The following is a 26,864-nucleotide window of genomic DNA, read 5'->3' as shown; positions in this document are numbered from 1 at the left end:
GGGAGAGGAATTATGACTTACAATCAAATGCCGAAAGCACAAGGTCTCTACCGTCCGGAATTTGAGCATGATGCATGCGGAATCGGCTTGTATGCCCATTTAAAAGGGAAACCTTCACATGACATTGTCAAAAAAGGACTGCAGATGCTTTGCCAGCTGGATCACAGAGGAGGGCAGGGCAGTGACCCGAATACGGGTGACGGCGCCGGCCTGATGGTTCAGATCCCTGATGCTTTTTTTAAGACAGAGTGCGGAGAAATGAAGCTGCCGGAAAAAGGCCGTTACGGGGTAGGAATGGTCTTTTTCTCGCAAAATGAAGAAGAAAGAAAAAAGATAGAAAAACAGGTGAATACATTCATTGAGCAGGAAGGACAGACCGTGCTCGGCTGGAGAACCGTCCCTGTTAATGTCGGAAAAATCGGAACAGTGGCACAAAGTACTTGCCCGTATGTTCGCCAAGTATTCATCGGTGCCGCAAACGATTTGCAGGACAGCCTAGCTTTTGAACGCAAACTGTATGTCATCCGGAAACAGGCGGAAAATTGGGGCATTCAAGAACAGCTTGATTTTTACTTCGCAAGCCTGTCAAGCCAGACTATTGTTTATAAGGGTTTGTTAACGCCTGAGCAGGTTGACGCGTTTTATTTGGATTTGCAGGATGAGACATTCGTATCTGCATTTTCACTCGTGCATTCACGGTTCAGCACGAATACCTTTCCTACCTGGGAACGGGCCCATCCGAACCGCTATCTGATCCATAACGGAGAAATCAATACGCTCCGTGGCAATATCAATTGGATGAGAGCGAGAGAGCAGCAATTCGTTTCAGAAAGCTTCGGAGACGATCTTCATAAAGTGCTGCCGATTTTAAATGCCGAGGGCAGTGACTCATCCATCCTTGATAACGCGTTTGAATTTTTCGTGATGGCAGGGCGGAAACCGGCACATACGGCAATGATGCTGATTCCGGAACCATGGACGGAAAACACTCACATGTCTAAAGCGAAACGGGCTTTTTATGAATATCACAGCTCTTTAATGGAGCCGTGGGACGGACCGACCGCCATTTCATTTACGGACGGAAAACAAATCGGCGCCATCCTTGACCGTAACGGCCTGCGCCCGGCGCGTTACTATGTGACAAAAGATGACCATATTATTTTCTCATCTGAGGTCGGTGTTATTGAAGTGGAGCAGGAGAACATTCTTCATAAAAAACGCCTGGAACCTGGGAAAATGCTCCTTATTGACTTAGAGGAAGGCCGGATTATTTCAGATGAAGAAGTGAAAACAGAAATCGCCAATGAATTCCCGTATCAAAAATGGCTTGAAGAAGAATTGGTTCAAGTGAATCCTGATCCGGAAATTCGGGAAGAGGAACAATTTGATGATCTTCTCGTCCGTCAAAAGGCGTTTGGCTATACGTATGAAGATATTCAGAAATATTTAATTCCTATTATTAAAGAAGGCAAGGACCCGCTCGGCTCCATGGGAAATGACGCGCCGCTCGCCGTTTTATCCGACCGCGCCCAATCACTGTTTCATTACTTTAAACAGCTGTTTGCGCAAGTCACAAACCCGCCGATTGACGCGATCCGCGAGCAGCTTGTGACGTCTACGGTAACCTGGCTGGGAGCTGAAGGCGATCTGCTGCATCCGAATGAAAGAAATGCACGCCGCATAAAACTGTACACTCCTGTATTATCAAATGAACAGTTTAATGCGCTGAAAACACTTGTGCATCCAGATATTAAGAGCCAGAACATCCGCACGCTGTTTTCCGATGATCTTGAGAAAGGCCTGAAGGATTTGTTTCAACAGGCGGAAAAAGCGATCAAGCAAGGTGTATCTCTGTTAATTTTATCTGACAGAGCAATGAGTAAAGAATTGTACCCGATTCCTCCGCTTTTGGCTGTCAGTGCGCTGCATCAGCATTTGATCCGCCAAGGCCTGCGTACAAAAGCAAGCATTATCGTTGAATCAGGCGAAGCGCGTGAAGTTCATCACTTTGCGGCTCTCATCGGATATGGGGCCGATGCTGTCAACCCGTATTTGACTTACGCTACGTATAAGCAGGAAATCGATGAAGGCCGGCTTGACATTCCGTATGAAGAAGCAGTCAGCAAATACGGAAAGAGTGTGACAGAAGGCGTCGTTAAAGTGATGTCAAAAATGGGGATTTCAACTGTGCAAAGTTACAGAGGCGCGCAAATTTTTGAAGCGGTCGGCATTGGTGAAGATGTGATCGCCAAATACTTTACAGGGACTGCATCCCAGCTTGGCGGAATCGATATCGAAACTATCGCGCAAGAAGCTAAACAGCGTCATCAAGCGGCATATAAGGATGATTACAGCCAAACGCTTGAGCCGGGAAGTGAATTCCAATGGCGAAACGGAGGAGAGCATCACGCTTTCAATCCGAAAACCATCCATACTCTGCAATGGGCGTGCCGCAAGAATGATTACAGCCTGTTTAAGCAGTATTCTCATGTAGCGGATGAAGAACGAATCGGATTTTTACGCAATCTGTTCGCCTTCCAAGAAGACCGCAAACCTTTGAAATTAGAAGAAGTTGAATCAGCTGCGTCCATCGTGAAACGTTTTAAAACAGGGGCGATGTCATTCGGTTCATTAAGCAAGGAAGCCCACGAGGCTTTGGCGATAGCGATGAACCGGCTTGGCGGAAAAAGCAACAGCGGAGAAGGCGGCGAAGACCCGAAACGTTTTGCTCCGGATGAAAATGGTGACGACAGAAGAAGTGCGATTAAACAGATCGCATCCGGCCGTTTCGGGGTAAAGAGCCATTATCTCGTCAATGCGGATGAATTGCAGATCAAAATGGCGCAAGGAGCGAAGCCGGGAGAAGGCGGCCAGCTTCCGGGCAACAAAGTATATCCTTGGGTCGCGGATGTCCGCGGTTCTACACCTGGTGTCGGGCTGATTTCACCGCCTCCTCACCATGACATTTATTCAATTGAAGATCTGGCGCAGCTGATTCATGATTTGAAAAATGCCAATCGAAACGCGCGAATCAGTGTCAAGCTCGTATCAAAGGCCGGCGTCGGCACTATTGCAGCCGGTGTGGCAAAAGGCACCGCAGATGTCATTGTCATCAGCGGATACGATGGCGGAACGGGTGCTTCCCCGAAAACGAGTATTAAACATACCGGTCTCCCGTGGGAGCTGGGTCTTGCAGAAGCTCATCAAACGCTGATGCTGAACGGTTTACGGGATCGCGTGGTATTGGAAACGGACGGTAAGCTGATGACAGGGCGTGATGTCGTGATGGCCGCCTTGCTAGGAGCGGAGGAATTCGGCTTTGCGACAGCGCCGCTCGTCGTTCTCGGCTGCGTCATGATGCGCGCCTGCCATTTAGATACATGTCCTGTAGGGGTCGCGACGCAAAATCCGGAGCTTCGGAAAAAATTCATGGGCGATCCTGACCATATCGTAAACTACATGCTGTTTGTCGCGGAAGAAGTGCGTGAATATATGGCGCAGTTAGGGTTTAAAACGCTTGATGAAATGATCGGCCGTACTGACGTTCTTCGTGTCAGTGAACGTACAAAAGCGCATTGGAAAGCGGGGCAGCTTGATTTATCCACGCTGCTGTATCAGCCTGAAGGCATTCGCACTTTCCGCACGGCGCAAAACCATAAAATCGACCAGTCGCTTGATATGACGGATATTCTTCCGGCAGTGCAGGCTGCAATTGAAGCCGGTCAGGAAGCGGAAGCTGACATCAAGATCAATAATACAAATCGCGTAGCCGGAACCGTGACGGGAAGCGAAATTTCTAAACGCTACGGAGCGGAAGGACTGCCGGATGATACGATCAGACTTCATTTCACAGGGTCAGCAGGCCAGAGTTTCGGGGCATTTGTCCCTAAAGGGATGACGCTTCATTTGAATGGCGATTCAAATGACTACGTAGGAAAAGGGCTGTCAGGCGGAAAAATTATCGTAAAAGCACCTGATGCCTTCAATTGTGAAACACATGATAACGTTATTATCGGGAACGTCGCCTTTTACGGGGCAACAAGCGGAGAAGCTTACATTAACGGGCGTGCCGGTGAACGTTTTGCAGTCCGCAACAGCGGTGTCAATGTCGTTGTTGAAGGCATCGGGGACCACGGCTGTGAATACATGACAGGCGGCCGGGTTGTCGTCCTCGGTGAGGTCGGCAAAAACTTCGGAGCGGGGATGTCAGGCGGTATCGCATACGTCCTCTGTGATGATGCCAAGGCATTTAAACGCAAATGCAATACAGAAATGATTTCATTTGAAAAACTGACGGATGAGACGGAGATCAAAGAAGTGAAAGAGATGGTGAAACGGCATTCGGCGCTGACAAACAGCAAAAAAGCAGCAGGTCTCCTGGACAATTGGGAAGAAGCCGTACAAACCTTTATCAAAGTCATTCCGAAAAACTATAAACAAATGCTCCTCAGCATCGAAGAACAAAAAGCGGCGGGTTTATCAGAAGAAGACGCAATTATGTATGCTTTTGAAGCCAATACAAAGGCTCAGCAAACGCCGGCCAAAGATCAAAAACAAGCGGTAGTGCAGTAAGAAAGGGGAGAGGAACATGGGGAAACCAACTGGATTCATGGAAGAAAAACGAGAAAAACCGGCTGAGCGGGACCCTCTCACTCGCTTAAAAGATTGGAAAGAATATTCGGCTCCATTTTCAGATGAAGCGTCCAAGCGGCAGGGGTCACGGTGTATGGATTGCGGCACACCGTTTTGCCAAATCGGCGCTGATATCAACGGTTTTACATCCGGGTGCCCGATTTACAATCTGATCCCGGAATGGAATGATCTCGTCTATCGGGGGCGCTGGAAAGAAGCATTGGAGCGTCTTCTGAAAACGAATAACTTTCCTGAATTCACAGGGCGGGTCTGTCCCGCTCCTTGTGAAGGATCTTGTACGCTGGCCATTTCAGATCCGGCTGTTTCAATTAAAAACATCGAGCGGACGATCATTGACAAAGGTTTTGAAAACGGATGGATTCAGCCGAGAATTCCTGCGAAACGCACAGGAAAGAAAGTCGCAATCGTCGGTTCAGGCCCGGCAGGTCTGGCAAGCGCTGATCAGCTGAACCAAGCGGGACATTCCGTGACGGTCTATGAGCGTGCTGACAGAGCCGGCGGCCTGCTGATGTACGGCATTCCGAGCATGAAGCTTGAGAAAAATGTCGTCGAACGCCGGATTAAACTTTTGACGCAGGAAGGCATAGATTTTGTGACAAATACCGAAATCGGCGTAGACATAACAGCTGATGAGCTCAAAGAACAATTTGATGCCGTCATTTTGTGCACAGGCGCCCAAAAACAGCGCAATCTGCTGATTGAAGGCCGGGACGCAAAAGGCGTTCATTACGCAATGGACTATTTAACATTGGCGACGAAAAGCTATTTAGATTCTAATTTCAAAGATAAACAATTTATAGACGCTAAAGGGAAAGATGTCATCGTGATCGGCGGCGGGGATACAGGAGCTGACTGCGTAGCAACCGCCCTGCGCCAAAAAGCGCGCAGTGTGCACCAGTTCGGGAAACATCCTAAGCTTCCGCAGACGCGCACGAACGACAATATGTGGCCTGAACAGCCGCACGTCTTTACCCTTGAATACGCCTATGAAGAAGCGCAGGCAAAGTTCGGCAAAGACCCGAGAGAATATTCAATTCAGACGACAAAAATGGTGGCCGATAAACAGGGCCGCTTAAAAGAGATTCACACCGTTCAAATGGAAAAAGTAAGAAATGAATTCGGAAAGTACGAGTTTCATGAACTGCCGGGAACGGAAAAAGTATGGCCTGCTCAGCTGGTGTTCATCGCCATCGGTTTTGAAGGAACCGAACAGCCATTATTGAAACAGTTCGGTGTCGATTCGGCAAATCATAAAATTCAGGCAGCATATGGGGATTATAAAACGAATGTTGACGGCGTTTTCGCCGCAGGGGATGCGAGAAGGGGCCAAAGCCTGATTGTATGGGCGATTAATGAAGGCCGGGAAGCAGCGCGCGAAGTCGACAGTTATTTAATGGGGAGCACTGTTTTACCGTAAACAAAGGGGATTATTTATAAAACCGGCTGGAATCAGCCGGTTTTTTGCATTGAAACGAAACCTCTTTCTTCCTGCGTTGGTCATATAAGGGTAACATGATGGAAATGGAGGATAACAAATGGAATTTCGTTTTACAGCTTGGAGAGATTATTTTCATAGAAATCAATCAGCAGTCAGAGATATGAAGATATCATTCATTTACGGCGTTTGAAGAACTGCTGAATGGATTAAAAGCATTACAGAACGGAAGATGAGAAAACCGGAAAGCTGTAGACGCCAACCTTTTCTTACCGATATTTTTCAAAAAAACTTTCTTTTTCCGAAAATTTATGTATAATAAAAGAAAGTTTTTTCTGATAAAGAATCTGCAATGATAAGGACATGAGCTATTCTAACCGGCATACAGAGAGGGAGGGCGCGGCTGAGACCTTCCCGGCACGAAGAATGGGCTTACCGCCTTTTGAGCTGTATCGGTGAACGAAAGCAGCCGATACCGTATAGCCCCGTTACGGCAAAAATGAGCCGTCACTTGAGTGGCGGGAATTTGGGTGGAACCGCGGGTCTGACACACACTCGTCCCTTGCTTTGGGATGAGTGTGTGTTTTTATTTTTATATTAGAAAAATGGCAATGATAAGGACATGAGTCATTCTAACCGGCATACAGAGAGGGAGGGCGCGGCTGAGACCTTCCCGGCACGAAGAATGAGCTTACCGCCTTTTGAGCTGTATCGGTGAACGAAAGCAGCCGATACCGTATAGCCGCGTTACGGCAAAAATGAGCCGTCACTTGAAGTGACGGGAATTTGGGTGGAACCGCGGGTCTGACACACACTCGTCCCTTGCTTTGGGATGAGTGTGTTTTTATTTTTATCAAAAATAAAGGAGAGATCAGACCGTGAAGAAACCATATATTGTGATTACTTTTCCTAACGGGAAACAAAAAGAATACGAGAAAGGCATTACGTTAGAAGAGATTGCCCAATCCATCAGTCCGGGTTTGAAAAAGACGTCAGCAGCCGGCAAGGTAAACGGATCGTTATATGACCTTGGAAGAAGCATCCATGAAGACGCTGAAATTGAACTGTGCAGCTTTCAGTCTGAAGAAGGACTGGAAGTGATGAGACACACAGCAGCGCACGTATTGGCGCAAGCTGTAAAACGTCTGTATCCGAAGGTCTGTTTAGGAATCGGTCCCGTTATAGAAATGGGTTTTATTATGATTTTGATATGGATGATACGATTACTGAAAAAGATTTGCCCGTCATTGAGAAAGAAATGAACCGGATTATTTCAGAAAATCCGAAAATCACTAGAGAAGAAATCTCCAGAGAAGAGGCAGAGCAGCTGTTTGCGCACGATCCGCTGAAGCTCGAGCTCTTAGCAGATATTCCGCAGACTGATACAGTCAGTATATACCGTCAGAGCGAATTCGTGGATTTATGCCGGGGACCGCACTTGGCGTCTGTCGGACAGATAAAAGCTTTTTCGCTCACTCATGTATCAGGGGCTTATTGGCGCGGCGACAGCAATCAAAAAATGATGCAGCGAATCTATGGAAAGGCCTTTGCTTCAAAAAAGGAGCTGAACAGGCATTTTCAGCTGTTGAAAGAGGCTGAGAAGAGAAATCATCGGAAATTGGGAGCGGAATTACAACTTTTTATGTTTTCAGAAGAAGCGCCGGGTATGCCTTTTTATCTGCCGAACGGTCAGTTCATCCGAAATACGCTTGAATCATTTCTGCGTTCAAAGCAGGATGCCTATCATTATCAGGAAGTGCGCACCCCTATGATGATGAATCAGCGTTTGTGGGAGCAATCCGGCCATTGGGATCATTATAAAGAGAATATGTATTTCTCTGAAGCCGATCAACAGCGCTTCGCGTTAAAGCCAATGAACTGCCCCGGCCACATGCTCATTTTTAAAGAAAGGCTTCGTTCTTATCGGGAACTTCCGATTCGGATGGCTGAGTTCGGCCAGGTGCACCGCCACGAATTCAGCGGGGCGCTCAATGGCCTCCTCCGCGTCAGGTCTTTCTGCCAGGATGACGCACACATTTTTGTAACGCCGGAGCAGATCGAGAGTGAAATCGCTTCAGCGCTGCAGCTGATTCACGAGGTGTACACCGCATTTGGTTTTTCCTATGATATTGAGCTGTCAACGAGACCGGAAGATTACATGGGAAGCGAACACTTGTGGGACCGGGCTGAGAGCGCATTAGAAAGAGTATTAAAAGAACAGGGATATGATTTTCGGTTTAACCGGGGGGATGGCGCATTTTACGGACCGAAAATTGATATTCATATAAAAGATGCGCTGAACCGAAGCCATCAATGCGCCACTGTCCAGCTGGATTTTCAAATGCCGGAGAAATTTGATTTAACATATATTGATGAAAAAAACCAAAAAGTGCGTCCTGTTGTCATTCACCGGGCAGTATTCGGATCTCTCGACAGATTCCTCGGAATCATTACCGAACATTACGGGGGAGCGTTCCCTTTATGGCTCGCTCCGGTACAGGCAAAAATCATCCCCGTGTCAAACACCGCACACCGGGACTGCGCAGAACAGGTGCACCGGCAGATGAAGAAAGCGGGCATCCGTGCTGAGCTTGATCAGCGGGATGAAAAACTCGGCTATAAAATCAGAGAAGCACAAATGAAAAAAATACCGTATATTGCTGTTGTGGGGGATCAAGAGTGCCGTCATCATACTGTACACGTAAGACAATACGGGCAGGAAAACACATTTGAAGAGAGTGTGAGTGATTTTATTTCCCGGATCATAAATGAAACAAAACAAGTGATAGAAGTAAATCGACATTGACATATCGTAAAATCACGATATAATAATACGTATGAAACCTATTGATGTTTTTAAAGCGTTGTCTAATGAGTCGCGGCTTGAGATTTTACAATGGCTGAAAGAGCCGGACCGTCATTTCGCCCCGCATGATGGCATTGATATGAATGAGATCGGAGTATGTGTGAGTCAGATCACCGATAAGCTTCAGATGACACAGTCAACGGCGTCTCAATATCTTTCCATCCTTCAGCGGGCGGGCCTTATCCAAACAAAACGGATTGGCAAATACACCTATTATAAAAGAGATGAAGAAGCGATAAAGGCGATGGCCGATTATTTTCAGCGCGAAATGTAGGGCTGAATCCTTTAGAAAAGGGATTCAGTTTTCTTTTCCAACATTACATCGACATATTGCGATTTGTTTCTTTAATATTTTATATCGATATATTCCAATATATCTTTATATAAAACATCTATGAAGGAGTGTGTCATGTGCAAAATACATGGAAGGTTTATATTTTGGCGATTATCAGCTTTTTGGTGGGGACGTCTGAATATGTGATATCCGGGGTGCTTGATAAAATTGCTGGTTCCTTGGGAGTCACTGTAGCAGCGGCAGGGCAGCTGATTACGATTTTTTCGCTCGTTTATGCAATCGGAACGCCCGTCATGATGGCTCTTACAGCAAGGCTGGACAGAAGGAAGCTCATGATCTATGCTCTTGGACTGTTTGTTATCGGGAATATAAGTTCGTTTCTTGTGCAGGGATACGCCTTATTTGCTGCAGCTCGGGTGATCATGGCGCTTGGAGCGGGAACTGTGGTGGTTACCGCGCTTACGATCGCAGCAAAAATCGCTCCCCCGGGAAAGCAGGCAAGCTCTCTCGCGACAGTCATTATGGGATTTACGGCAGCACTTATTATCGGTGTGCCGATCGGAAGAACCGTGTCGGAAGCTTTTGGCTGGAAGATGGTCTTCGCCGGTATTGCGGCAATCGGAATCATTGCTATGTTCATTATACGTTTCGCATTGCCTGAGATAAAAGGGGATAAACCCGTGCCGCTCATCAAGCAATTCTCTCTCTTAAAGAGACGAAAGGTGGCTGTCGGCCTGGCCATCACGTTTTTTTGGCTCGGAGGCTATTCAGTTGCGTATACGTACCTTTCTCCGTATTTACTGAACGTCACTCATATCGGCAGCGGAATGCTGAGTACATTGCTGCTTATTTTCGGTGTCGCCAGTCTTGCCGGTTCTAAAGCCGGCGGTTTCAGCGCAGACAGATGGGGGGCGCGTGTCACATTAACCGGCGGAATGGCGCTTCATGCTATCATGCTCATGTTGTTGTCGTTTGTTACACATTCTGCTGCCGGAGCGGCGGCCGTGCTTATATTTTGGTCCTTTGCCGCCTGGTCATCAGGGCCTGCCCAGCAGTATCATTTGGCAACGATGGAGCCTGAATCATCGGGGGTATTACTTGGCCTTAACCAGTCTGTGATGCAGCTGGCTATGGCGGCGGGGGCCGGAATTGGAGGCATTGTTGTCACTCATCTGTCTCTTGCGTCAGTGACATGGATCGGAGCAGCCGGTGTTATCGTTGCGATGTGCAGCGTGCTTTCGCTTGCATCGTTAGCATCTGAAAAAACTTCATCTGAATACAGCGCAGAATAAACAAAAGCCTCATTTCTCAGCTTGAGAAACGAGGCTTTTTGTCTTGTTATTTTTCACATTTTTTCAGGTTTACACCGATTGCGGCTCCGTTTCGGCTTGAGTCGGCAACTCCGGTGAAGGTGCCGTTCTCACGGTCGATTAGTATGCTTTGCACGTTTCCGATATCAACCGGGCTTGCGCCGAATTTATGTCCCATTTCGTTCAGTTTTGTGCGGGCTTCCGGCACTCCTTCTTCATATCGATAGGATGTCATGCTGTTTGTGTAAATTCTCGGCTCTTCGACCGCCGCTTTCAGATCCATGCCGTATTCGACTTTGTTCAGGATCGTTTGCAGAACGGAAGAGATAATCGTTGCTCCGCCAGGGGAGCCGACAGTCAGGACAGGTTCGTTATTTTTAAATAAAATGGTCGGGGTCATGCTGCTGAGCGGACGTTTATTCGGCTGCACTTCATTTGCGCCGCCCGGCACCGCATCGAAGTCTGTTAATTCATTGTTCAAAACAACGCCGTATCCGGGAACCATAATGCCGGAACCGAACAGCTGTTCAATCGTTGTCGTGTAAGATACGACATTTCCGAAGCGATCGGCTACCGTGAAGTGAGTCGTTTGGCCTTCTTGTTTGTCAGTCGGCTGCTTCACTTGTTTATAGTTTGCAGAACCTTCCTGATAGGCCCAAGGATCGCCGGCTTTCGGTTTTTTATTCACTTTATTAATATCTATCAGCTGTCTGCGGGCATTGATATAATCTGGATTCAAGAGACCTTTGAGAGGAACGTTGACGAACTCGGGATCTCCGGCAAATGCAGCCCGGTCAGCATAAGCTAAATGCATTGTTTCAGCGAGAAGCTGATATTTTTGCCAAGAACGGATATCATATTGAGAAAGCTTAAAATCATCCAGGAGGTTCAGCATTTGTAACAAGAAAACACCGCCGGAACTTGGAGGAGGAGCAGTCGCGATATGATAGCCCTGATAATCGCCCCAGATCGGCTCGTCAATCGTTACGTTGAAGTTTTTAATATCCTTTTCTGTCATTGAGCCGCCGAATTCCTGCACTGTTTCCGCAAGCTTTTTGGTGAATGCTCCGTCATAGAATGCTTTTGTGCCTTTATACTTAATGGCAGTGAATGTTTTGGCTAAGTCTTTTTGGACGAGTGTGTCTCCTTCTTTCAGAGGTTCTCCGTTCGGAAGAAACACGTCTTTTGCAGCAGTGTGTGATAATTTGTCTTTATAATCTGAGATGGCATCAGCTAAAACCGAATCAATCGGAAAGCCCTTTGAGGCAAGTGCAATGGGAGGGGTGATGAGTTGTTTCATGGAGCGTGTGCCCCACTTGTCGAGCGCTTTTTCAAGGCCTTTTAATGTTCCCGGAACACCGACGGCAGTCCCTTTTGTAACCCGTTCAGAGAAAGGAATGGCTTTGCCGTTTTCGTCAAGGAACATATCCGGTGTTGCGCCTGCCGGTGCGCGTTCCCGGCTGTCGATAATGGTGGTGTCTTTTGTCTTCGCATCATAAACCATCATAAATCCGCCGCCGCCGATCCCTGACATCATCGGTTCAGTTACGTTTAATGCGAATTGAATAGCAACCGCAGCGTCAATTGCATTGCCGCCTTTTTTCAGCACGTCAGCACCGATTTGTGAAGCGAGAGGATGGGCGGTGGCGACCATGCCGTCTTTGCCGACATCCACCTGTTTGTAGTCATCATAGGAAAACGGGTGTTTCTTAGCCTGGGCGTGATAAGGGATGCTGCCGGCCGTGAGCAAAGCACTGAGCAGAACGATAAAACAGAGATTCATAAACTTTTTCTTTTTCATAGTCTGCCTCCTTTGTTTTCCGCTTACAATTATAGAGTAAGTAAAATGTGGTGTTTTCACAAGTGACAAACGGAATAGTCCGGTGTGCAAAAAGTCAGGGTTTCTGTGTGAATGTAATCAGTCGGGAATGGGATAAATGGGAAACCGGACAGTAAAAGCTGTGAAACAAGCATAAAGACAAAAAATAAGCTACAATAAACAAAACAGAATTCACTCACATGACATATGAAAGGAACGTGAGCCATGTATTTAACCATTAAAGAGACAGCGGAGTTTACCAATCTTCCTGAAGAATATGTGCATAATCTTGTTTTAACGAATAAAATAAGGGCCGTCCATGACGGACAGCAATATTTAATCAACAAGGAACAATTTCACACCCATCTCGAACAGCTGGAAAAATATAAGGAAATGATTCAGGAGTTTTTAAATGAACCGCTCCCTGAAGATATTGATGTAAAAGATGAGGATTAGGACACAATTTCATATTGTGTCTTTTTTTGTATCTTTTTTTCGGTTGTTCTCAAAAAACGGATGCTCAGATTTCGTTTTAAGGGCGTTATTTTTATTTTTTAATACCATGTGTATCTATTTGGTTAAAATCCCGTCACGGGGGTAAAAATGGTGTTTATGAGGATCACGCTGAAAATACGTGTCTATTTCTTCTTATGTAACACTATGTATATTATGTTACGTAAGAGGCTTTATCCTTTATCATTCAATGGGTTTCGGCTATAATAGTAACATAAAGATCAATATGTTACTTTACCATTTATAAGGGGTTTTTTGATGCACATCGTACAGCCGATCCGAAGTTTGGAGAAGATCCAGGAAGTCAAACAGTATTTAAAGAAGAAAAGTGAACGTGATTATTTTTTATTTATTTTCGGCATGAACAGTGCACTGAGGATTTCTGACGTTCTGCCGCTTCGTGTGAGAGATGTCAGGAACAAAGATCATGTCTGGGCAACCGAAAGCAAAACGAGAAAGAAAAGAAAAATTCTGATATTGGAGTCTCTAAAGGCAGACATATACGCTTACACAAAAGACATGAAAGAGAATGACTATTTGTTTAAATCGAAACGGACGAACAAGCCTATTTCCCGGATTCAGGCATACAGAATTTTAAAAGAAGCGGCTGCTGCGTGCGGATTGGAGGAAATCGGGACGCATACGCTGAGAAAGACGTTCGGGTACCATTTTTATCAGCGGACGAAAGATATTGCTGAACTCCAGCGGATATTAAATCATTCTTCTCCGTCTATTACGATGCGTTATATCGGAATAGATGAAGATACGACGAGAGCCGCCTATAAAGTATTCGGAGGACTGTAGGCTTGAAAAAAACAGCCGCCAGCGTTACTATAATAGAAGCAGGCTCTAGTAGCACAGCGGATAGTGCAGCAGTTTCCTAAACTGCAGGTCGGGAGTTCGAATCTCTCCTAGAGCGTTTTCCACATAAGATAGGTGCAGATTAATAATGTCGGCAAAACAGAAAAACCCTTGTGTAACAAGGGTTTTTGTCGTTTTTGTGCTGATTTATCCAGAGAAATATCAAAAAAGCCCGCTGTAAGCGGGCTTTTCTTTATATAACAGCATCAAATTGATTGACTTTCCAAACGTTGTTTTCTTTTACGAATGTAACGTCGCGTTTTGCTGACGGAGAGCCGTCAAGAGTCGGTACAGTGAAGCGGTATGTTTGGACGCTTCCTTTTTTAGAAAGAAGGGTCATTTTTGCTTTTTTCCAATTCAGGAGGTTGTCTCCGTCGCCGACCGGAACAGCCAATTTGCCGTCTTTTACAGTGAAGTGGTAATCTTTGAGCCCTTTATCAATCGCTTGCTTTGTGAATGCGGGTGTCAGGTATTTTACGGCTTTCGCTTTTGTTCCGAGCTCTTTGCACATGAACACATATTGCATATTTTGATATTCGAACTGTTCAGATGTACAGTTTGCGTTTGATTTAAGCGCGCCTCCGCTCATCGTGTTCCAGAAATGTTCTCTTGCTGACAGAGCCAGCTGCAGTGCCTGTTTTTGTGTAAGGTCATTGGGCGTATTTTTGGCAGTCGCCGCAGTGCCCAGTGATAGAATCAATGTAATAGTAGTAAGGAATAATAGCCATTTTTTCATGATTTAATCTCTCCTTCAACGAATCTCTTTCTCTTATGTTACAAATGTTACAATAATTACGGTAAGATTACAATACCTTTTCAGAAATATTTTCCGTACTTTTTATTTTTATGATTGATTTCCTGTAAGACGCAAGAAAAAGATAAAGAGTTTCATTGAACAAAAGGTTTTTACAAGCTGTCTGCTGAATAATAAAATGGAAGAAAATCAAAAAAGGAGTCCTACATATGGAAGTACAAGATAATCTGGAGACATCGGAAGACCGCGGCCAATCTGTCTGGCGATCGATGTCACTGTTTTTAGTGCCGCTGCTTTTAAGTAATGTATTGCAATCTGTCGGCCAATTGGTCGGAATGGTATTCGTCGGAAGGTGGCTCGGAGTCGATGCGCTTGCCGCCGTATCATCTTTTTTTCCGCTGTTTTTTCTGCTGATTTCCTTTACGATCGGAATCGGTTCAGGAAGTTCCATTCTGATCGGGCAGGCTTACGGCGCGAAAAACGAAGAGAGGATGAAGGCGATTGTCGGCACGACACTGACTTTTACCTTTATGCTCGGGATTGTGCTGGCAGTTGTCGGCAGTGTGTTTACACTTGATATTTTACGGCTGATGGGAACGCCGGAAAATGTAATAGATGTCAGTGTCCGATATGCGCGCATTTTGTTTTGTGCAATGCCGCTGATGTTTTTATATTTTGCTTATACGACATTTTTACGCGGAACGGGAGATTCAAAGACCCCGTTTTATACGTTAATCGTCAGTACAGTCATTAACATAGGGCTATTGCCGTTATTGATTCTCGGACTTTTCGGGCTTCCGAAGTTCGGCATTTACGGATCGGCGTATGCAACGGTGATTTCAAACATCGTGACATTTATCGTACTCATGGTTTATTTGAGGAAAAAGAAGCATCCATTGGCATTTGACCGGGCTGCTTTCCGCTCTCTTAAAATGGACAGAAAGCTGCTTGCGCTTTTACTGCGGCTCGGTATTCCGTCGAGCATCAATATGATTCTCGTATCACTTTCTGAAATCGCGGTCATCTCTTTTGTTAATCATTACGGATCAAACGCGACGGCGGCTTACGGGGTCGTCAACCAAGTGGCGAGTTATGTGCAGATGCCGGCGGTAAGCCTCGGTATCGCCGTTTCAATTTTTGCCGCCCAGTCCATAGGGGCTAATCAATTCGGCCGGCTGAAACAGGTCATCAAAGTAGGCATCGGCCTGAATTATTTGATCGGCGGGGTGCTGATTCTGCTGATCTATACCTTCACCCGGCAGATACTGGCCTTGTTTTTAACAGATCAGGATACACTCCATATTGCCCGCAATCTTATTATGATTACACTTTGGAGCTATTTGATTTTCGGTCACGCTCAGATTGTTTCAGCGACAATGCGGGCGAGCGGTACGGTGTTATGGCCGACGATTATCAGCATTTTTACAATTTGGGGAATTGAAGTGCCTGTCGCCTTTATTCTTTCTCATTACACAACACTCGGTATTCTCGGCATCTGGGTCGGTTATCCGGCGGCTTTCGTCGTCAGCCTGCTGCTGCAATACGGGTATTACCGATTTGTATGGAAGAAAAAGCAGATTACCCGGCTGATTCAATAAGATTTTACAGCACATCGCTCAGTTCATACGGGCGATGTTTTTTTATAGAAGGAAAATGAGTTTAGAAAATGGAATTCCTATACATGCTAGAAAACAAGGAAAGGGCAGGTGCTTATGAAGATTGAACATACGACTTATTTAGGGGTTTCAGCCGTAAAAGCGGAGACTGACCAGGCTGAATGCATCATTGTGCCGGAATGGGGCTCAAATGTCATATCGATTCGGGATAAAAGAACAGGTATGCGGCTTCTGAGAGAACCGGAAACTGCGGAACAATTCCGTGAAACACCGATGCTGTACGGTATTCCCGTTTTATTCCCGCCGAACCGGATTACGGACGGGACGTTTCGTTTTGACGGCCGCACATATCAATTTGAGATAAATGAAGAGGATAAACATAATCATATTCACGGCTTTCTTTACAATCAGCATTGGAAGTTGGCGGGTGCGAAAGAAGAGGGGGATGAATTGACAGTCGAAACAGAGATTGATCTTACAGAAATTCCCCGTGTCCATAAACAATTTCCGCACGATGTCATTGTGCGGATGACATATACATTAAAAGACAATGTCTTTACCCAGCGGGCGCTGATTATCAATAAGGGAACGGAGGCTTTTCCGTGGGGGCTCGGCTATCACTCCTCTTTTGTTTTTAATGAAGAGCGGGCACGCCTTTTTCTGACGGCTGACCGCATGTGGGAATTAAATGAACGTTTCGTGCCGACGGGCCGTTTATTGGATGTTCCTGATAAAGAAGCATTTCGTAACGGGATGTCTTTGAAAAATAAGCAATTTGATGATGTTTTTCTTTCTTCCGGCCGGAATGGCGGCAATAATGAAGCGGTTATTTATCATCCGGATGAGCAGATATCCGTTTTGTATCAGGCAGACACGTCTTTCAAGCATTGGGTGGTATTTAACGGTGACGGTAAGCAAGGGTTTGTCAGTCTCGAGCCATATACTTCCGTCACAGATGCGTTTAATCTGAATCAGCCTGCATCACTGACAGGGCTTCAGATTCTGAAACCGGGCGAAGAAGCGGCTGCGACATCCCGGATCACCATTTTGCATGACGAAGAATAGGAAAGAGGCAGGATAATATTGAAAACATATGTCAAACGCTTGAGCGCGGTGATTCTGCTTTTGATCATAGCCGCAGTTCCTTATATTGATGATTCCGCGAAAGCGGCCGAACAAAAAAATGCTTTGCAAAAAGAGCTGCAACAAATCCTGAATGAAGAACCTGCTTTAAAAGGCGCTGCAGCGGGTGTCAGTGTACGGTCAGCAAAAACGGGAGAAGTGCTGTTTGCAAGCGGGGAAGATATGCGGCTGAGGCCCGCATCACTGATGAAGCTGCTGACGGCATCTGCGGCGCTTTCTGTGCTCGGAGAAGATTACAGGTTTAAGACAGAAGTACGGGCAGATGGCGCCGTGAAAGGGAAACAGCTGCACGGAAACCTTTATCTGAGAGGGAAAGGCGATCCGACTCTATTGGCTTCTGATTTTGAGAAGATGGCAAAACAGGTCAAAGAAAGAGGCATCCGCGTCATTAAAGGAGAACTGATCGGGGATGATTCGTGGTATGACGATACCAGGTATTCAGTTGATCTTCCGTGGAGCGATGAAGGCCAATACTATGGCGCGCAAGTATCAGCTCTTACCGCTTCCCCAAACGAGGATTATGATACCGGAACGGTGATGGCGGAAATCAGCCCGGCAAAACAGCCCGGTAAAAAACCGCGTATTTCGATTTCCCCCAATACGGACGTCGTTCGCGTGAAAAATGAAGTGAAGACCGTCGCTTCTGATGAAAAGAAAGATTTGACGATTGAACGGGAGCATGGAGGCAATGTGATTACAGTAAAGGGTACCATACCGGCGGGCGTGGCAAAGGCAAAAGAATGGGCTGCAGTGTGGGATCCGTCGTCCTATGCTTTAGATTTATGGAAACAAGCGCTTAAAAAACAGGGGATCACAGTAAAAGGGAAGGTCAAAACCGGGCGCATGCCCCGTCACACCAAGCTAGTCACATCACGGACATCCATGCCTCTTTCAGAATTATTGATTCCGTTTATGAAACTGAGCAACAACGGCCACGCCGAAATTTTGATCAAGGAAATGGGAAAAGTGAAAAAAGGCGAGGGCAGCTGGGAAAAGGGCTTAGATGTGATGAAATCAGAGCTGAAATCGTTCGGGCTGAATCCGGATGAATTGATTGCAAGAGACGGATCCGGCGTTTCTCATATTGACGGTGTATCCGCCGGCCAAATCGGAGAGCTTTTGTATGCGGTTCAAAAAGAAAAGTGGTACCCGGCTTTCCTTCGTTCTCTTCCCGTCGCCGGGGCGAGTGACAGAATGACGGGAGGCACCCTTCGGAATCGGCTGAAGGATACTCCGGCAGAAGGCAAAATTAAAGCGAAAACCGGGTCATTAACGTCAGTCAGTTCGATAGCCGGCTATGCAGATACAAAAACAGGAGATACTCTTATTTTTTCCGTGCTTCAAAATGGGCTGCTAGACGAAGATGACGGAAAAGACATTGAAGACAAAATCGCAGTCGTGCTGGCAAATCAATAAGAAAAGCCGATCCTTACAGGATCCGGCTTTTTTTGATGGAGAACGAAATCTGCAAAACATTATATTGCCATTATGAATCAATCTCTTCAAAAAGTAATATATTCAAAATTAAGCTTTTTTTTACACTTTCTTTTCTTATATGTTCACCGATTTTTCATTTTTATCATAAAAACTTCTTTCCGGGAGGCAAAATCTTTTTAAAGACGCGATTTATTATACATTTTATTCCTTATTATAGTGTTTAAGAACTGGTTTGCATTGTGCATACATACCGTTTTACATGGTATAAAGATAATAGAAATGAAGAATCGAAGTAAGGAGATTATACTATATTCTAAAAAATGTTAGAAAAAATTTAATTTTTTATTGTGATTTCTAAAATATGTTTTAAAATAATGCTTATATGGATGATTTAGTCATATGCTGTCGAATTTTAATTGTAATTATTTCACTTTCTTATCCTCTTAAATTGAAGCGGAGGGATTCCATTGAAGAATACTGTTTATGCTTTAACTCACGCCCAAAGAAGAGTGTGGTTTACGGAGCTGCTCGAGCCGGGCACAAGTATCTGCAATCTTGCGGCGTGCGTCAAATTCAGGGGAAACATCGATTTTGACGTACTGCGCCGTGCTTTAGATTTCTCTATCTTGCAAAATGATTCGCTCAGGTTTCAACTGACGGAAGGCGACGGATCAGAACCCCAGCTGTATCTGGCCGGGCATTCGCCGATTTCTTTAGAAACCGTTGATTTTACTCATACTGATCAATCAGAGCGGGATGCATGGATTGACACACAGACGCGTGTTCCGTTCAAGCTGTTTCATTCACCTCTGTATCAATTTACTCTGCTTGTCATGTCAGACGAAGAAGTTTGGCTTTATTCAAAATTTCACCACATTATCATGGACGGCATCTCGCTCAATCTGCTCGGTAACCAGCTTATTGATATCTACCAAAAGATCATGCGGAGCGAGGATTTAACTGATCATCACAGACCTTCCTATCTCAGCTACATGGAAAAAGAACAGCAATATTTACAGTCCTCCCGTTTTCAAAAAGATCGTTCATTTTGGACTGAAACGTACCGAACTGTTCCGGAACACCTTTCATTGGCGGAACGAACCTCTCACCTTAGACAAAGCACTGCAGCTTCCAGAGACACAATTACTCTTTCTCACTCCTTAGAACAATCAATCCGGCGTTTTTGCAAAGAAAATAATCTCAGCATCATCTCTCTGTTTATGGCTTCGTTATACATATGCATCAGCCGTCTGACGGCTAAAAAGGATATTGCCATCGGTACTTATTACGGAAACCGGGGTTCCAAGCTCGAAAAGGATATGCTCGGCATGTTTGTCAGCACACTGCCTATCAGAATGACGGCAGATCCTGAGGCGGAGTTCCTGTCCTTTGTCCGCAGTGTAGGAAAAGAGCAGCTGTCTGTTATGCGGCACCAGAAATATCCTTACAATCTTTTCGTCAATGAATTAAGGCAGGTTCATCACGACCTGCAAAATATCATCGGTATTTCGATGCAGTACCAGCCCCTTGAATGGCGTCAGGCAGAGGGCTTCGATTTTGAAACGGCCATGTTTTTCAGCGGGCATACTGCAAACGAGCTTTCCATTTTAATTAAGGAGCGGACAGATACGGGATTGATTGAGCTGAATTTTGATTATCAATCCGCTTTATTTACTGAAAAATCAATCAAACGCATTCAAACTCATTTGCTGACCCTCGTTGAAAATGCCGTTAGAAATCCAGACCAGCTGATTCGGCATATTGATATGGCGGATGAAGAAGAAAAACAACGGGTGTTAACTGAGTTTAACCGTACAGAAATGGTTGAACCGCCGGCTCCGACGCTTCACGGGCTGTTTACCCGAGGCGCCGCGCTTTCGCCGGATCGGCCGGCGCTCCGGTTTCCGGGCGGTATGCTGACGTATGCCGAGCTTGATCAGTACACAGACAGACTCGCTGTCCAGCTTCATCAAAAAGGCGTCTGTAAAGAAAGCATCATCGGCGTGCTCGCTGAACGTTCGCCGGAGATGGTGATTTCTGTGCTTGCCGTGTTAAAAGCGGGCGGCGCTTATGTGCCGCTTGATCCGGAATATCCTGAGGAAAGGCTGCGTTATATGCTCGCTGACAGCGGGGCCTGTCTCCTGCTAGCACAGTCCGGGTTATCCGTTCCCGGTTTCTCCGGTGAGACGCTTGAGGTTTCTCTTTCTGCTCTTGCATGTGAGACGGAGACAGGGGCTGTCTCTGAAGAAGCGGCTGCCGATTCGCTCGCTTATATTATCTATACGTCCGGGTCGACGGGAACACCGAAGGGAGTGGCGGTTGAACACCGACAGGCTGCAGCCTTTTTATCCGGCATGCAAGGGCAGTTTCCGCTAACGGAAGAGGATATTATCGTGCTGAAATCATCCTTTTCTTTCGACGCTTCCATCTGGCAATTGTTTTGGTGGACGATGTCAGGCGCTTCTGTGTATCTGCTTCCGTCCGGCTGGGAGAAAGATCCTGCCCTGATGATTGAAGCCTTTGTCTCTGAAAAGGTGACGACCGCGCATTTTATTCCGGCGATGGTCAACAGCTTTTTAGACGCGCTGGAAACGGAGCCTGAGGAAACAAGAATCCGCCTCGGCAAAACACTGACTCGCGTGTTTGCCGGAGGGAAAGCACTTTCACCGCTTACGGCTGCCCGTTTTGCCGATCTTTTGCCGGAGACCGTGCTCATTCACGGCTACGGGCCGACAGAAGCGACGGTTGATGCGGCCTTTTACGTCTGTGACCGAAAACGGGACAGCGGCAGGACAAGGCTTCCGATCGGAAAACCCGTTCCGGGTGCCCGTCTGTATGTGTTAGACGGCGGAGGAACCGTTCAGCCTGCGGGTGTGGCCGGAGAGCTGTACATCGCGGGGACAGGTGTGGCGCGGGGCTATCTGAACCGCCCTGAGCTGACGGAGGAGCGTTTTCTCGATGATCCGTTTTATCCGGGGGAGCGCATGTATCAGACAGGGGACATCGCCCGCTGGACAGAAGACGGGCTTGTCGAATGGCTCGGCCGTTCAGACGGACAGGTGAAAGTCCGCGGCTACCGGATTGAACCGGGAGAAATCGAAGCGGCGATCCGGCGTATTGACGGCATCCGTGAAGCGGCGGTCACCGCCCGGACCGACCACGGCGATACCGCGCTTTACGCTTATATCGAAGGCCGAAAAAGCGATGACGTGCGGGCGGAGCTTGCGGCACGCCTTCCGGCTTACATGATGCCGGCTCAGTTCATAGAGATGACCGAGTGGCCGGTCACGCCGAGCGGAAAGCTTGACCGCCGCGCGCTGCCGGCTCCTGACGGAGCGGCAGACAGACAGGCGTACACCGCACCGCGGAACGTCACGGAAATGAAGCTTTGCGCCCTTTGGGAAGAGGTGCTGAAAAACGGCCCCGTCGGCATCCGGGATCACTTTTTTGAGCGGGGCGGCCATTCGCTGAAAGCGACGGCTCTCGTCTCCCGCATCGCCAAAGAGTTCGGCGTTCAGGTGCCGTTACAGGACATCTTCGCCCGGCCGACGGTGGAAGAGCTCGCTTCGGTCATTCAGGACCTCGAAGAGAGCCCGTATGAAGCGATTCAGCCTGCAAAAACACAGGCCATCTATCCGGTGTCTTCGGCACAGAAACGGATGTATGTGCTCCAGCAGCTTGAAGACGGCGGTGTCGGCTACAATATGCCGGCTGTGCTGGAACTGACGGGCCCGCTTGACCGCGTGCGGCTGGAGGAGACGTTCCGGCAGCTTGTTGAGCGGCATGACTCGCTCAGAACGTCCTTTGAAACGGGGCCTGACGGCGAACCGGTGCAGCGCATCCATGCCAGCGTGCCGTTTCAGCTGGAGGATGCCGGGTCAGCTGACGCATTTGTCCGGCCGTTCCGTCTGGATGAAGCGCCGTTCTTCCGTGCGGCCCTCGTGAAAGAATCGGATGAACGCCATCTTTTATTGACGGATATGCATCACATTATTTCAGACGGTGTGTCCGTCAACACCCTGATTAAAGAATTCGGCGAGCTGTACGCCGGCCGTACGCTTGCGCCGATGCGCCTTCAATATAAAGACTATGCCGTCTGGCAGCGGGAATTTCAACAGAAAGAAGGGTACCGGAAACAGGAAGACTATTGGCTGAAGCGGCTTGAAGGAGAGCTTCCGGTGCTTGAACTGCCGGCTGACAAGCCCCGTCCGGCTGTCAGAAGCTTTGCGGGCGGCACGGTATCGTGCGCGCTTGACGCTGAAACGGCATCCGGACTTCACCGCATCGCCCGGGATCACGGCTCCACTTTGTATATGGTGCTTCTTGCCGCGTACAATACGTTACTCGCGCGTCTGAGCGGGCAGGAAGATATTATCGTCGGCTCGCCGATTGCCGGGCGCCCGCACAAAGACCTTGAACCGATTCTCGGGATGTTCGTCAACACGCTCGCCATCAGAACGGAGCCGAAAGCGGACAAACGGTTCACCGATTACTTGGCGGAAGTCCGCCAGGCCGCGCTTGAAGCGTACGAGCATCAGGACTACCCGTTCGAAGAGCTTGTGGAACGGCTCGGCGTGCAGCGTGACACAAGCCGCAATCCGCTGTTTGATGCGATGCTTGTCGTTCAGAATATGGAGCATGCGGAACTGCTGCTGGACGATTTGCATATTCAGCCTGCGGACATGTCCCGCCCGGTTTCCAAATTTGATTTCACTTTGCAGGCTTCTGAAGGCGGGGGACAGATTCATTTTCTGTTTGAATATGCGTCGGCTCTATTCCGAAAAGAAACGATGGAGCGCTGGGCTTCCCACTTTTTGACGATGCTTGAACACATTGTCCGTGAACCGGAATCCTCTTTACGGGAGATCAATATGCTGACTGTCCCGGAACGAAACCGGATTCTTTCAGACTTTAACGGCATGACGGATAAACAGCTGCCGGAAAACACAGTTCATGAACTGTTCATCACCCAGGCGCGAAAAACACCTGATAGGGCGGCTCTTATCAGCGGGGATAAGTCAGTCACATATAAAGAATTAGATGAATGGTCGAATAAAATCGCCAGAGCTCTGCAAAAACGGCAGATCGGACCAGATGCCGCCGTCGGCATTGTGATACCAAGATCACCGGAACAAGCCGCGGCAGTCTTCGGAGTTTGGAAAGCAGGAGGCGCCTACGTCCCGATAGATCCTGAATATCCTGAGGATCGCAAGCAATATATCATCGCAGACAGCGGCACAGCGCTTCTCCTTACCGTAGACGATGCGATAGATCAAGTGCCTGACGGTTTCAACGGTGAAGTACTCGCGCTGGAAGATATAAAAGAATCGGACGCTTCACCGGTTCAGTCACTGTCAGCGCCGGGGGATTTGGCTTACATCATTTATACGTCCGGGACGACAGGAAGGCCGAAAGGGGTGATGGTTGAACATCGATCCGTCAGCCAAACGCTTCAATGGCGAAGCAGTTTTTATGATCTGAATGAGAAAGATACCGTTCTTCAGCTCTTTTCATTTTCCTTTGACGGATTTGTAACAAGTATGTTCACACCGCTGATTTCCGGTGCGAAAGTGGCCGTTTTAGCTGAAGATGAAGCGAAAGATATTCTTGCCATTAAACACTATCTCGCTTCGCAGCGCATCACACACATGATTATTGTTCCTGTGCTGTACCGTACACTGCTTGACGTACTAGAGCCGGGAGATGCCGAGTCTCTCCGGTTTGTCACATTAGCGGGAGAAGCTGTCGATCAAAACATTATCAGCCGCAGTTTATCGGTTTGTCCTCATACGGAGCTTGCCAACGAGTACGGCCCGACGGAAAACAGCGTCGCTACTACAGCGGCAAGGCATATAGAACAAAATGAGGACATTACGATCGGCCGGCCGATTGATCATTCACAAGTTTATATTTTAAACGGAGATCATCCGCAGCCGATCGGTGTAACAGGGGAACTTTGCATCTCGGGTTCCGGCCTTGCAAGAGGGTACCGTAATCTTCCTCAGCAAACGGCTCAAGCCTTCGTCCAAGATCCGTTTCGTAAGAATCAGCGCATGTACCGGACGGGCGATCTGGCAAAATGGCTGCCGGACGGCACGCTGCAATATATCGGCCGAATGGACGAGCAAGTCAAAATCAGAGGCTACCGGGTGGAGCTGAAAGAAATTGAGGCCGCCTTAACAGGCATAAAAGGCGTTAAAGAAGCAGCCGTCACCGCTCAGCCCGCATCAGCAGGCCAAACGGAACTATGCGCTTATATCGTGACAGAAGAAGGAACAGACAGCGAAACCGTGCAGCAGGCGCTCAGAAATGAAATGCCCGCTTATATGGTGCCGGCGTTCTTTGAAACGCTTGAGTCACTGCCTGTCACACCAAACGGGAAGCTTGACCGCCGCGCGCTTCCTGAGCCGCGGAAAAAAGCACAGACGGGACGGGCGTTTACGGAACCTGCCGGCGCCATTGAAAAAGAGCTGGCAGCGATTTGGAGCGAAGTGCTCGGAACTGAAAATATTGCAGCGGATCAATCATTTTTTGAGCTTGGCGGCGATTCCATCAAAGCCCTGCAAGTATCGGCACGATTACACCAGGCAGGAAAACAGATAGCTGTAAAAGACATTTTCAGCCGGCCTACAATTAAAGAGCTGGCGCCTTATGTCCGTACAGAGCGGCAGCCGGTCAGCCAAGCTCCCGCACAAGGAGAAGTGAAGTGGTCGCCTGTTCAAAAATGGTTCTTCACACAAGACATGACGGAAGCAAACCATTTTAACCAATCCGTTATGCTGACGAGAAAAAATCCAATAGATGAAGAGGCCTTAAGGAAAACGTTAAAAGCCATTACCGTTCATCATGATGCCTTGCGACTTGTGTGCAAAAAAGATGGAGAGAAAGGCTTTTTCCTCTTCAACAGACCGGCTGATCTCGCAGATGAGCAGCTTTACAACCTGGCTATTTTAGAAGTGTCAGGCGAAGAGCATGAAAAAGAACGTTTTATAAAGCGCCGCGTTTCAGAGCTTCAAAGAAACATGGATTTAGAGAACGGGCCGCTGGTACAGGCGGGGCTGTTCCGCTCTGAATCGGAAGATTACTTATTTCTTTCCGTCCATCATCTCGCCGTCGACGGGATGTCATGGCGGATTTTACTGGAAGACTTGGCTTCTGTCTATGAACAGGCGGCTTCAGGAAAGGAAATCAATCTTCCTCCGAAAACAGTGTCATTCAAAACATATACGGAGCAGCTGGCCGATTACGCCGAAAGCCGGCAGCTGCTTCAGCAGGCGGAGTATTGGCGGGAGATTGAACACTATGAAACAGAAAGTCTCCCTTACGAGCAGGCAGATCTATATCAAGCTTCTGCGAAAAAACGAAACACGGTATCTTTCACATTGACGGAAAGTGAAACAGACGCCCTGCTGAGAGATGTGCACAGCGCCTACAATACGGATACGCAAGATATACTTTTGGCTTCCGCCGTACTGGCTGTTCAAAAATGGTCGCCGCGGCATGCTTTGAAAATTGCCCTTGAAGGACACGGACGCCAAACGGAGCAGGGCGGTGCGGATATCAGCAGAACGGTAGGGTGGTTCACTTCCATTTACCCGGTGCTTTTCCGGAGCGGGGCTTATGAACCTCTTGAAGAATATGAAATTCGCACATTGAAAACTGTCAAAGACACATTGCGGCGCATTCCGGAGAAAGGGAACGGATACGGCGTCCTCAAATATTTGACCCCGCCGAAGCTTGCCGGGATGACCTTCGGGAAAGCACCTGAGATCAGCTTTAACTATCTCGGACAATTCGATGCGCCCGGCGGGAATCCGGCAGAAACCGAACAGCCTGACGCATTTCTGTTTTCTCCTTTGGGAGGCGGAGATGATATGACGGATACATGGAAACGGGAGCAGTCACTTGAGATCAGCGCGATTGCGGCACAAGGCCGGATAACCGTTAACATGTCCTATGATACAGGACGCTTCCGGCAAGATACGATCGAACGGCTGTCCGAAAGCTGCCGGTATTTTCTCTTGAAACTGTCGGAACACTGCCTCGGCAAAACCGATACGGAGAAAACGGTCACTGATTTTGATGATCGGGAGCTGACTGAGGAAGCATTACAGGATATTGCCGACTTACTCAGCTTTCACTAAAACCGAGCGGGAGGAAAA

The 26,864-nt window shown here is 47.6% G+C and carries 12 protein-coding genes, 1 tRNA gene, 1 pseudogene and 1 other annotated feature; of the genes and pseudogenes, 12 read left to right on the top strand and 2 right to left on the bottom strand.

Annotated elements, in window-relative coordinates; translation table 11 throughout:
• Nucleotides 1–12 precede the first annotated feature (12 nt).
• The 5 genes and pseudogenes from gltB to MHH91_RS09805 all read left to right on the top strand — a co-directional run bounded on the left by gltB (nucleotide 13) and on the right by MHH91_RS09805 (nucleotide 10,541).
• Nucleotides 13–4,572, top strand: coding sequence for a glutamate synthase large subunit (gene gltB, locus MHH91_RS09825; protein ID WP_014471884.1), 4,560 nt, complete (start codon nucleotides 13–15; stop codon nucleotides 4,570–4,572).
• A 16-nt stretch (nucleotides 4,573–4,588) separates the two neighbouring features.
• Nucleotides 4,589–6,070: a glutamate synthase small subunit gene (gene gltD / locus MHH91_RS09820; RefSeq protein ID WP_014470321.1), complete on the top strand. Its 1,482-nt coding sequence runs from the start codon at nucleotides 4,589–4,591 to the stop codon at nucleotides 6,068–6,070.
• A gap of 620 nt (nucleotides 6,071–6,690) precedes the next feature.
• Nucleotides 6,691–6,914 (top strand) — a binding site (T-box leader).
• A gap of 52 nt (nucleotides 6,915–6,966) precedes the next feature.
• A pseudogene (gene thrS, locus MHH91_RS09815) lies at nucleotides 6,967–8,894 on the top strand (threonine--tRNA ligase).
• Nucleotides 8,895–8,925: 31 nt separating this feature from the next.
• A complete protein-coding gene (locus tag MHH91_RS09810; protein ID WP_007407355.1) occupies nucleotides 8,926–9,228 on the top strand; it encodes an ArsR/SmtB family transcription factor in 303 nt (100 codons plus the stop codon).
• Nucleotides 9,229–9,365: 137 nt separating this feature from the next.
• Nucleotides 9,366–10,541 carry an MFS transporter gene (locus tag MHH91_RS09805; RefSeq protein WP_014471881.1) on the top strand — a complete coding sequence of 392 codons (1,176 nt, stop codon included), beginning with the start codon at nucleotides 9,366–9,368 and terminating at the stop codon, nucleotides 10,539–10,541.
• A gap of 46 nt (nucleotides 10,542–10,587) precedes the next feature.
• Here MHH91_RS09805 and ggt read toward each other — a convergent pair whose 3' ends face one another.
• Nucleotides 10,588–12,360, bottom strand: a complete 1,773-nt coding sequence (gene ggt / locus MHH91_RS09800) for a gamma-glutamyltransferase (RefSeq protein WP_014471880.1) — start codon at nucleotides 12,358–12,360, stop codon at nucleotides 10,588–10,590.
• A gap of 243 nt (nucleotides 12,361–12,603) precedes the next feature.
• Between ggt and MHH91_RS09795 the strand changes: the two genes are divergently transcribed.
• The 3 genes from MHH91_RS09795 to MHH91_RS09785 all read left to right on the top strand — a co-directional run bounded on the left by MHH91_RS09795 (nucleotide 12,604) and on the right by MHH91_RS09785 (nucleotide 13,810).
• Nucleotides 12,604–12,834 (top strand): excisionase family DNA-binding protein, encoded by a 231-nt coding sequence (locus tag MHH91_RS09795; RefSeq protein ID WP_013352482.1) that lies wholly within the window; start codon nucleotides 12,604–12,606, stop codon nucleotides 12,832–12,834.
• Nucleotides 12,835–13,149: 315 nt separating this feature from the next.
• Entirely contained in the window at nucleotides 13,150–13,695 is a 546-nt protein-coding gene (locus tag MHH91_RS09790) for a site-specific integrase (protein ID WP_013352481.1), read from the top strand.
• 42 nt (nucleotides 13,696–13,737) lie between these two features.
• Nucleotides 13,738–13,810 (top strand) — tRNA-Arg (locus tag MHH91_RS09785).
• Nucleotides 13,811–13,945: 135 nt separating this feature from the next.
• Here the strand turns inward: MHH91_RS09785 and MHH91_RS09780 are convergent.
• On the bottom strand, nucleotides 13,946–14,488 hold the full coding sequence (locus MHH91_RS09780; RefSeq protein ID WP_014470330.1) for an IseA DL-endopeptidase inhibitor family protein: 543 nt from the start codon (nucleotides 14,486–14,488) through the stop codon (nucleotides 13,946–13,948).
• A gap of 227 nt (nucleotides 14,489–14,715) precedes the next feature.
• Between MHH91_RS09780 and MHH91_RS09775 the strand changes: the two genes are divergently transcribed.
• The 4 genes from MHH91_RS09775 to MHH91_RS09760 all read left to right on the top strand — a co-directional run bounded on the left by MHH91_RS09775 (nucleotide 14,716) and on the right by MHH91_RS09760 (nucleotide 26,846).
• Complete coding sequence (locus MHH91_RS09775) at nucleotides 14,716–16,104, top strand: MATE family efflux transporter (protein WP_014470332.1); 1,389 nt, start codon at nucleotides 14,716–14,718, stop codon at nucleotides 16,102–16,104.
• A 114-nt stretch (nucleotides 16,105–16,218) separates the two neighbouring features.
• Nucleotides 16,219–17,187 carry an aldose 1-epimerase gene (locus MHH91_RS09770; RefSeq protein WP_014470333.1) on the top strand — a complete coding sequence of 323 codons (969 nt, stop codon included), beginning with the start codon at nucleotides 16,219–16,221 and terminating at the stop codon, nucleotides 17,185–17,187.
• 18 nt (nucleotides 17,188–17,205) lie between these two features.
• On the top strand, nucleotides 17,206–18,681 hold the full coding sequence (gene dacB / locus MHH91_RS09765) for a D-alanyl-D-alanine carboxypeptidase/D-alanyl-D-alanine endopeptidase (protein WP_014470334.1): 1,476 nt from the start codon (nucleotides 17,206–17,208) through the stop codon (nucleotides 18,679–18,681).
• Nucleotides 18,682–19,169: 488 nt separating this feature from the next.
• Entirely contained in the window at nucleotides 19,170–26,846 is a 7,677-nt protein-coding gene (locus MHH91_RS09760) for an amino acid adenylation domain-containing protein (protein WP_340977684.1), read from the top strand.
• Nucleotides 26,847–26,864 lie beyond the last annotated feature (18 nt).

The sequence above is a fragment of the Bacillus sp. FSL K6-2819 genome, from assembly GCF_038008305.1.
In the GTDB taxonomy this organism is placed as follows: domain Bacteria; phylum Bacillota; class Bacilli; order Bacillales; family Bacillaceae; genus Bacillus; species Bacillus amyloliquefaciens.
Note: the sequence above shows the minus strand (reverse complement) of the source record. Positions and strands in the feature narration are given on the sequence as shown.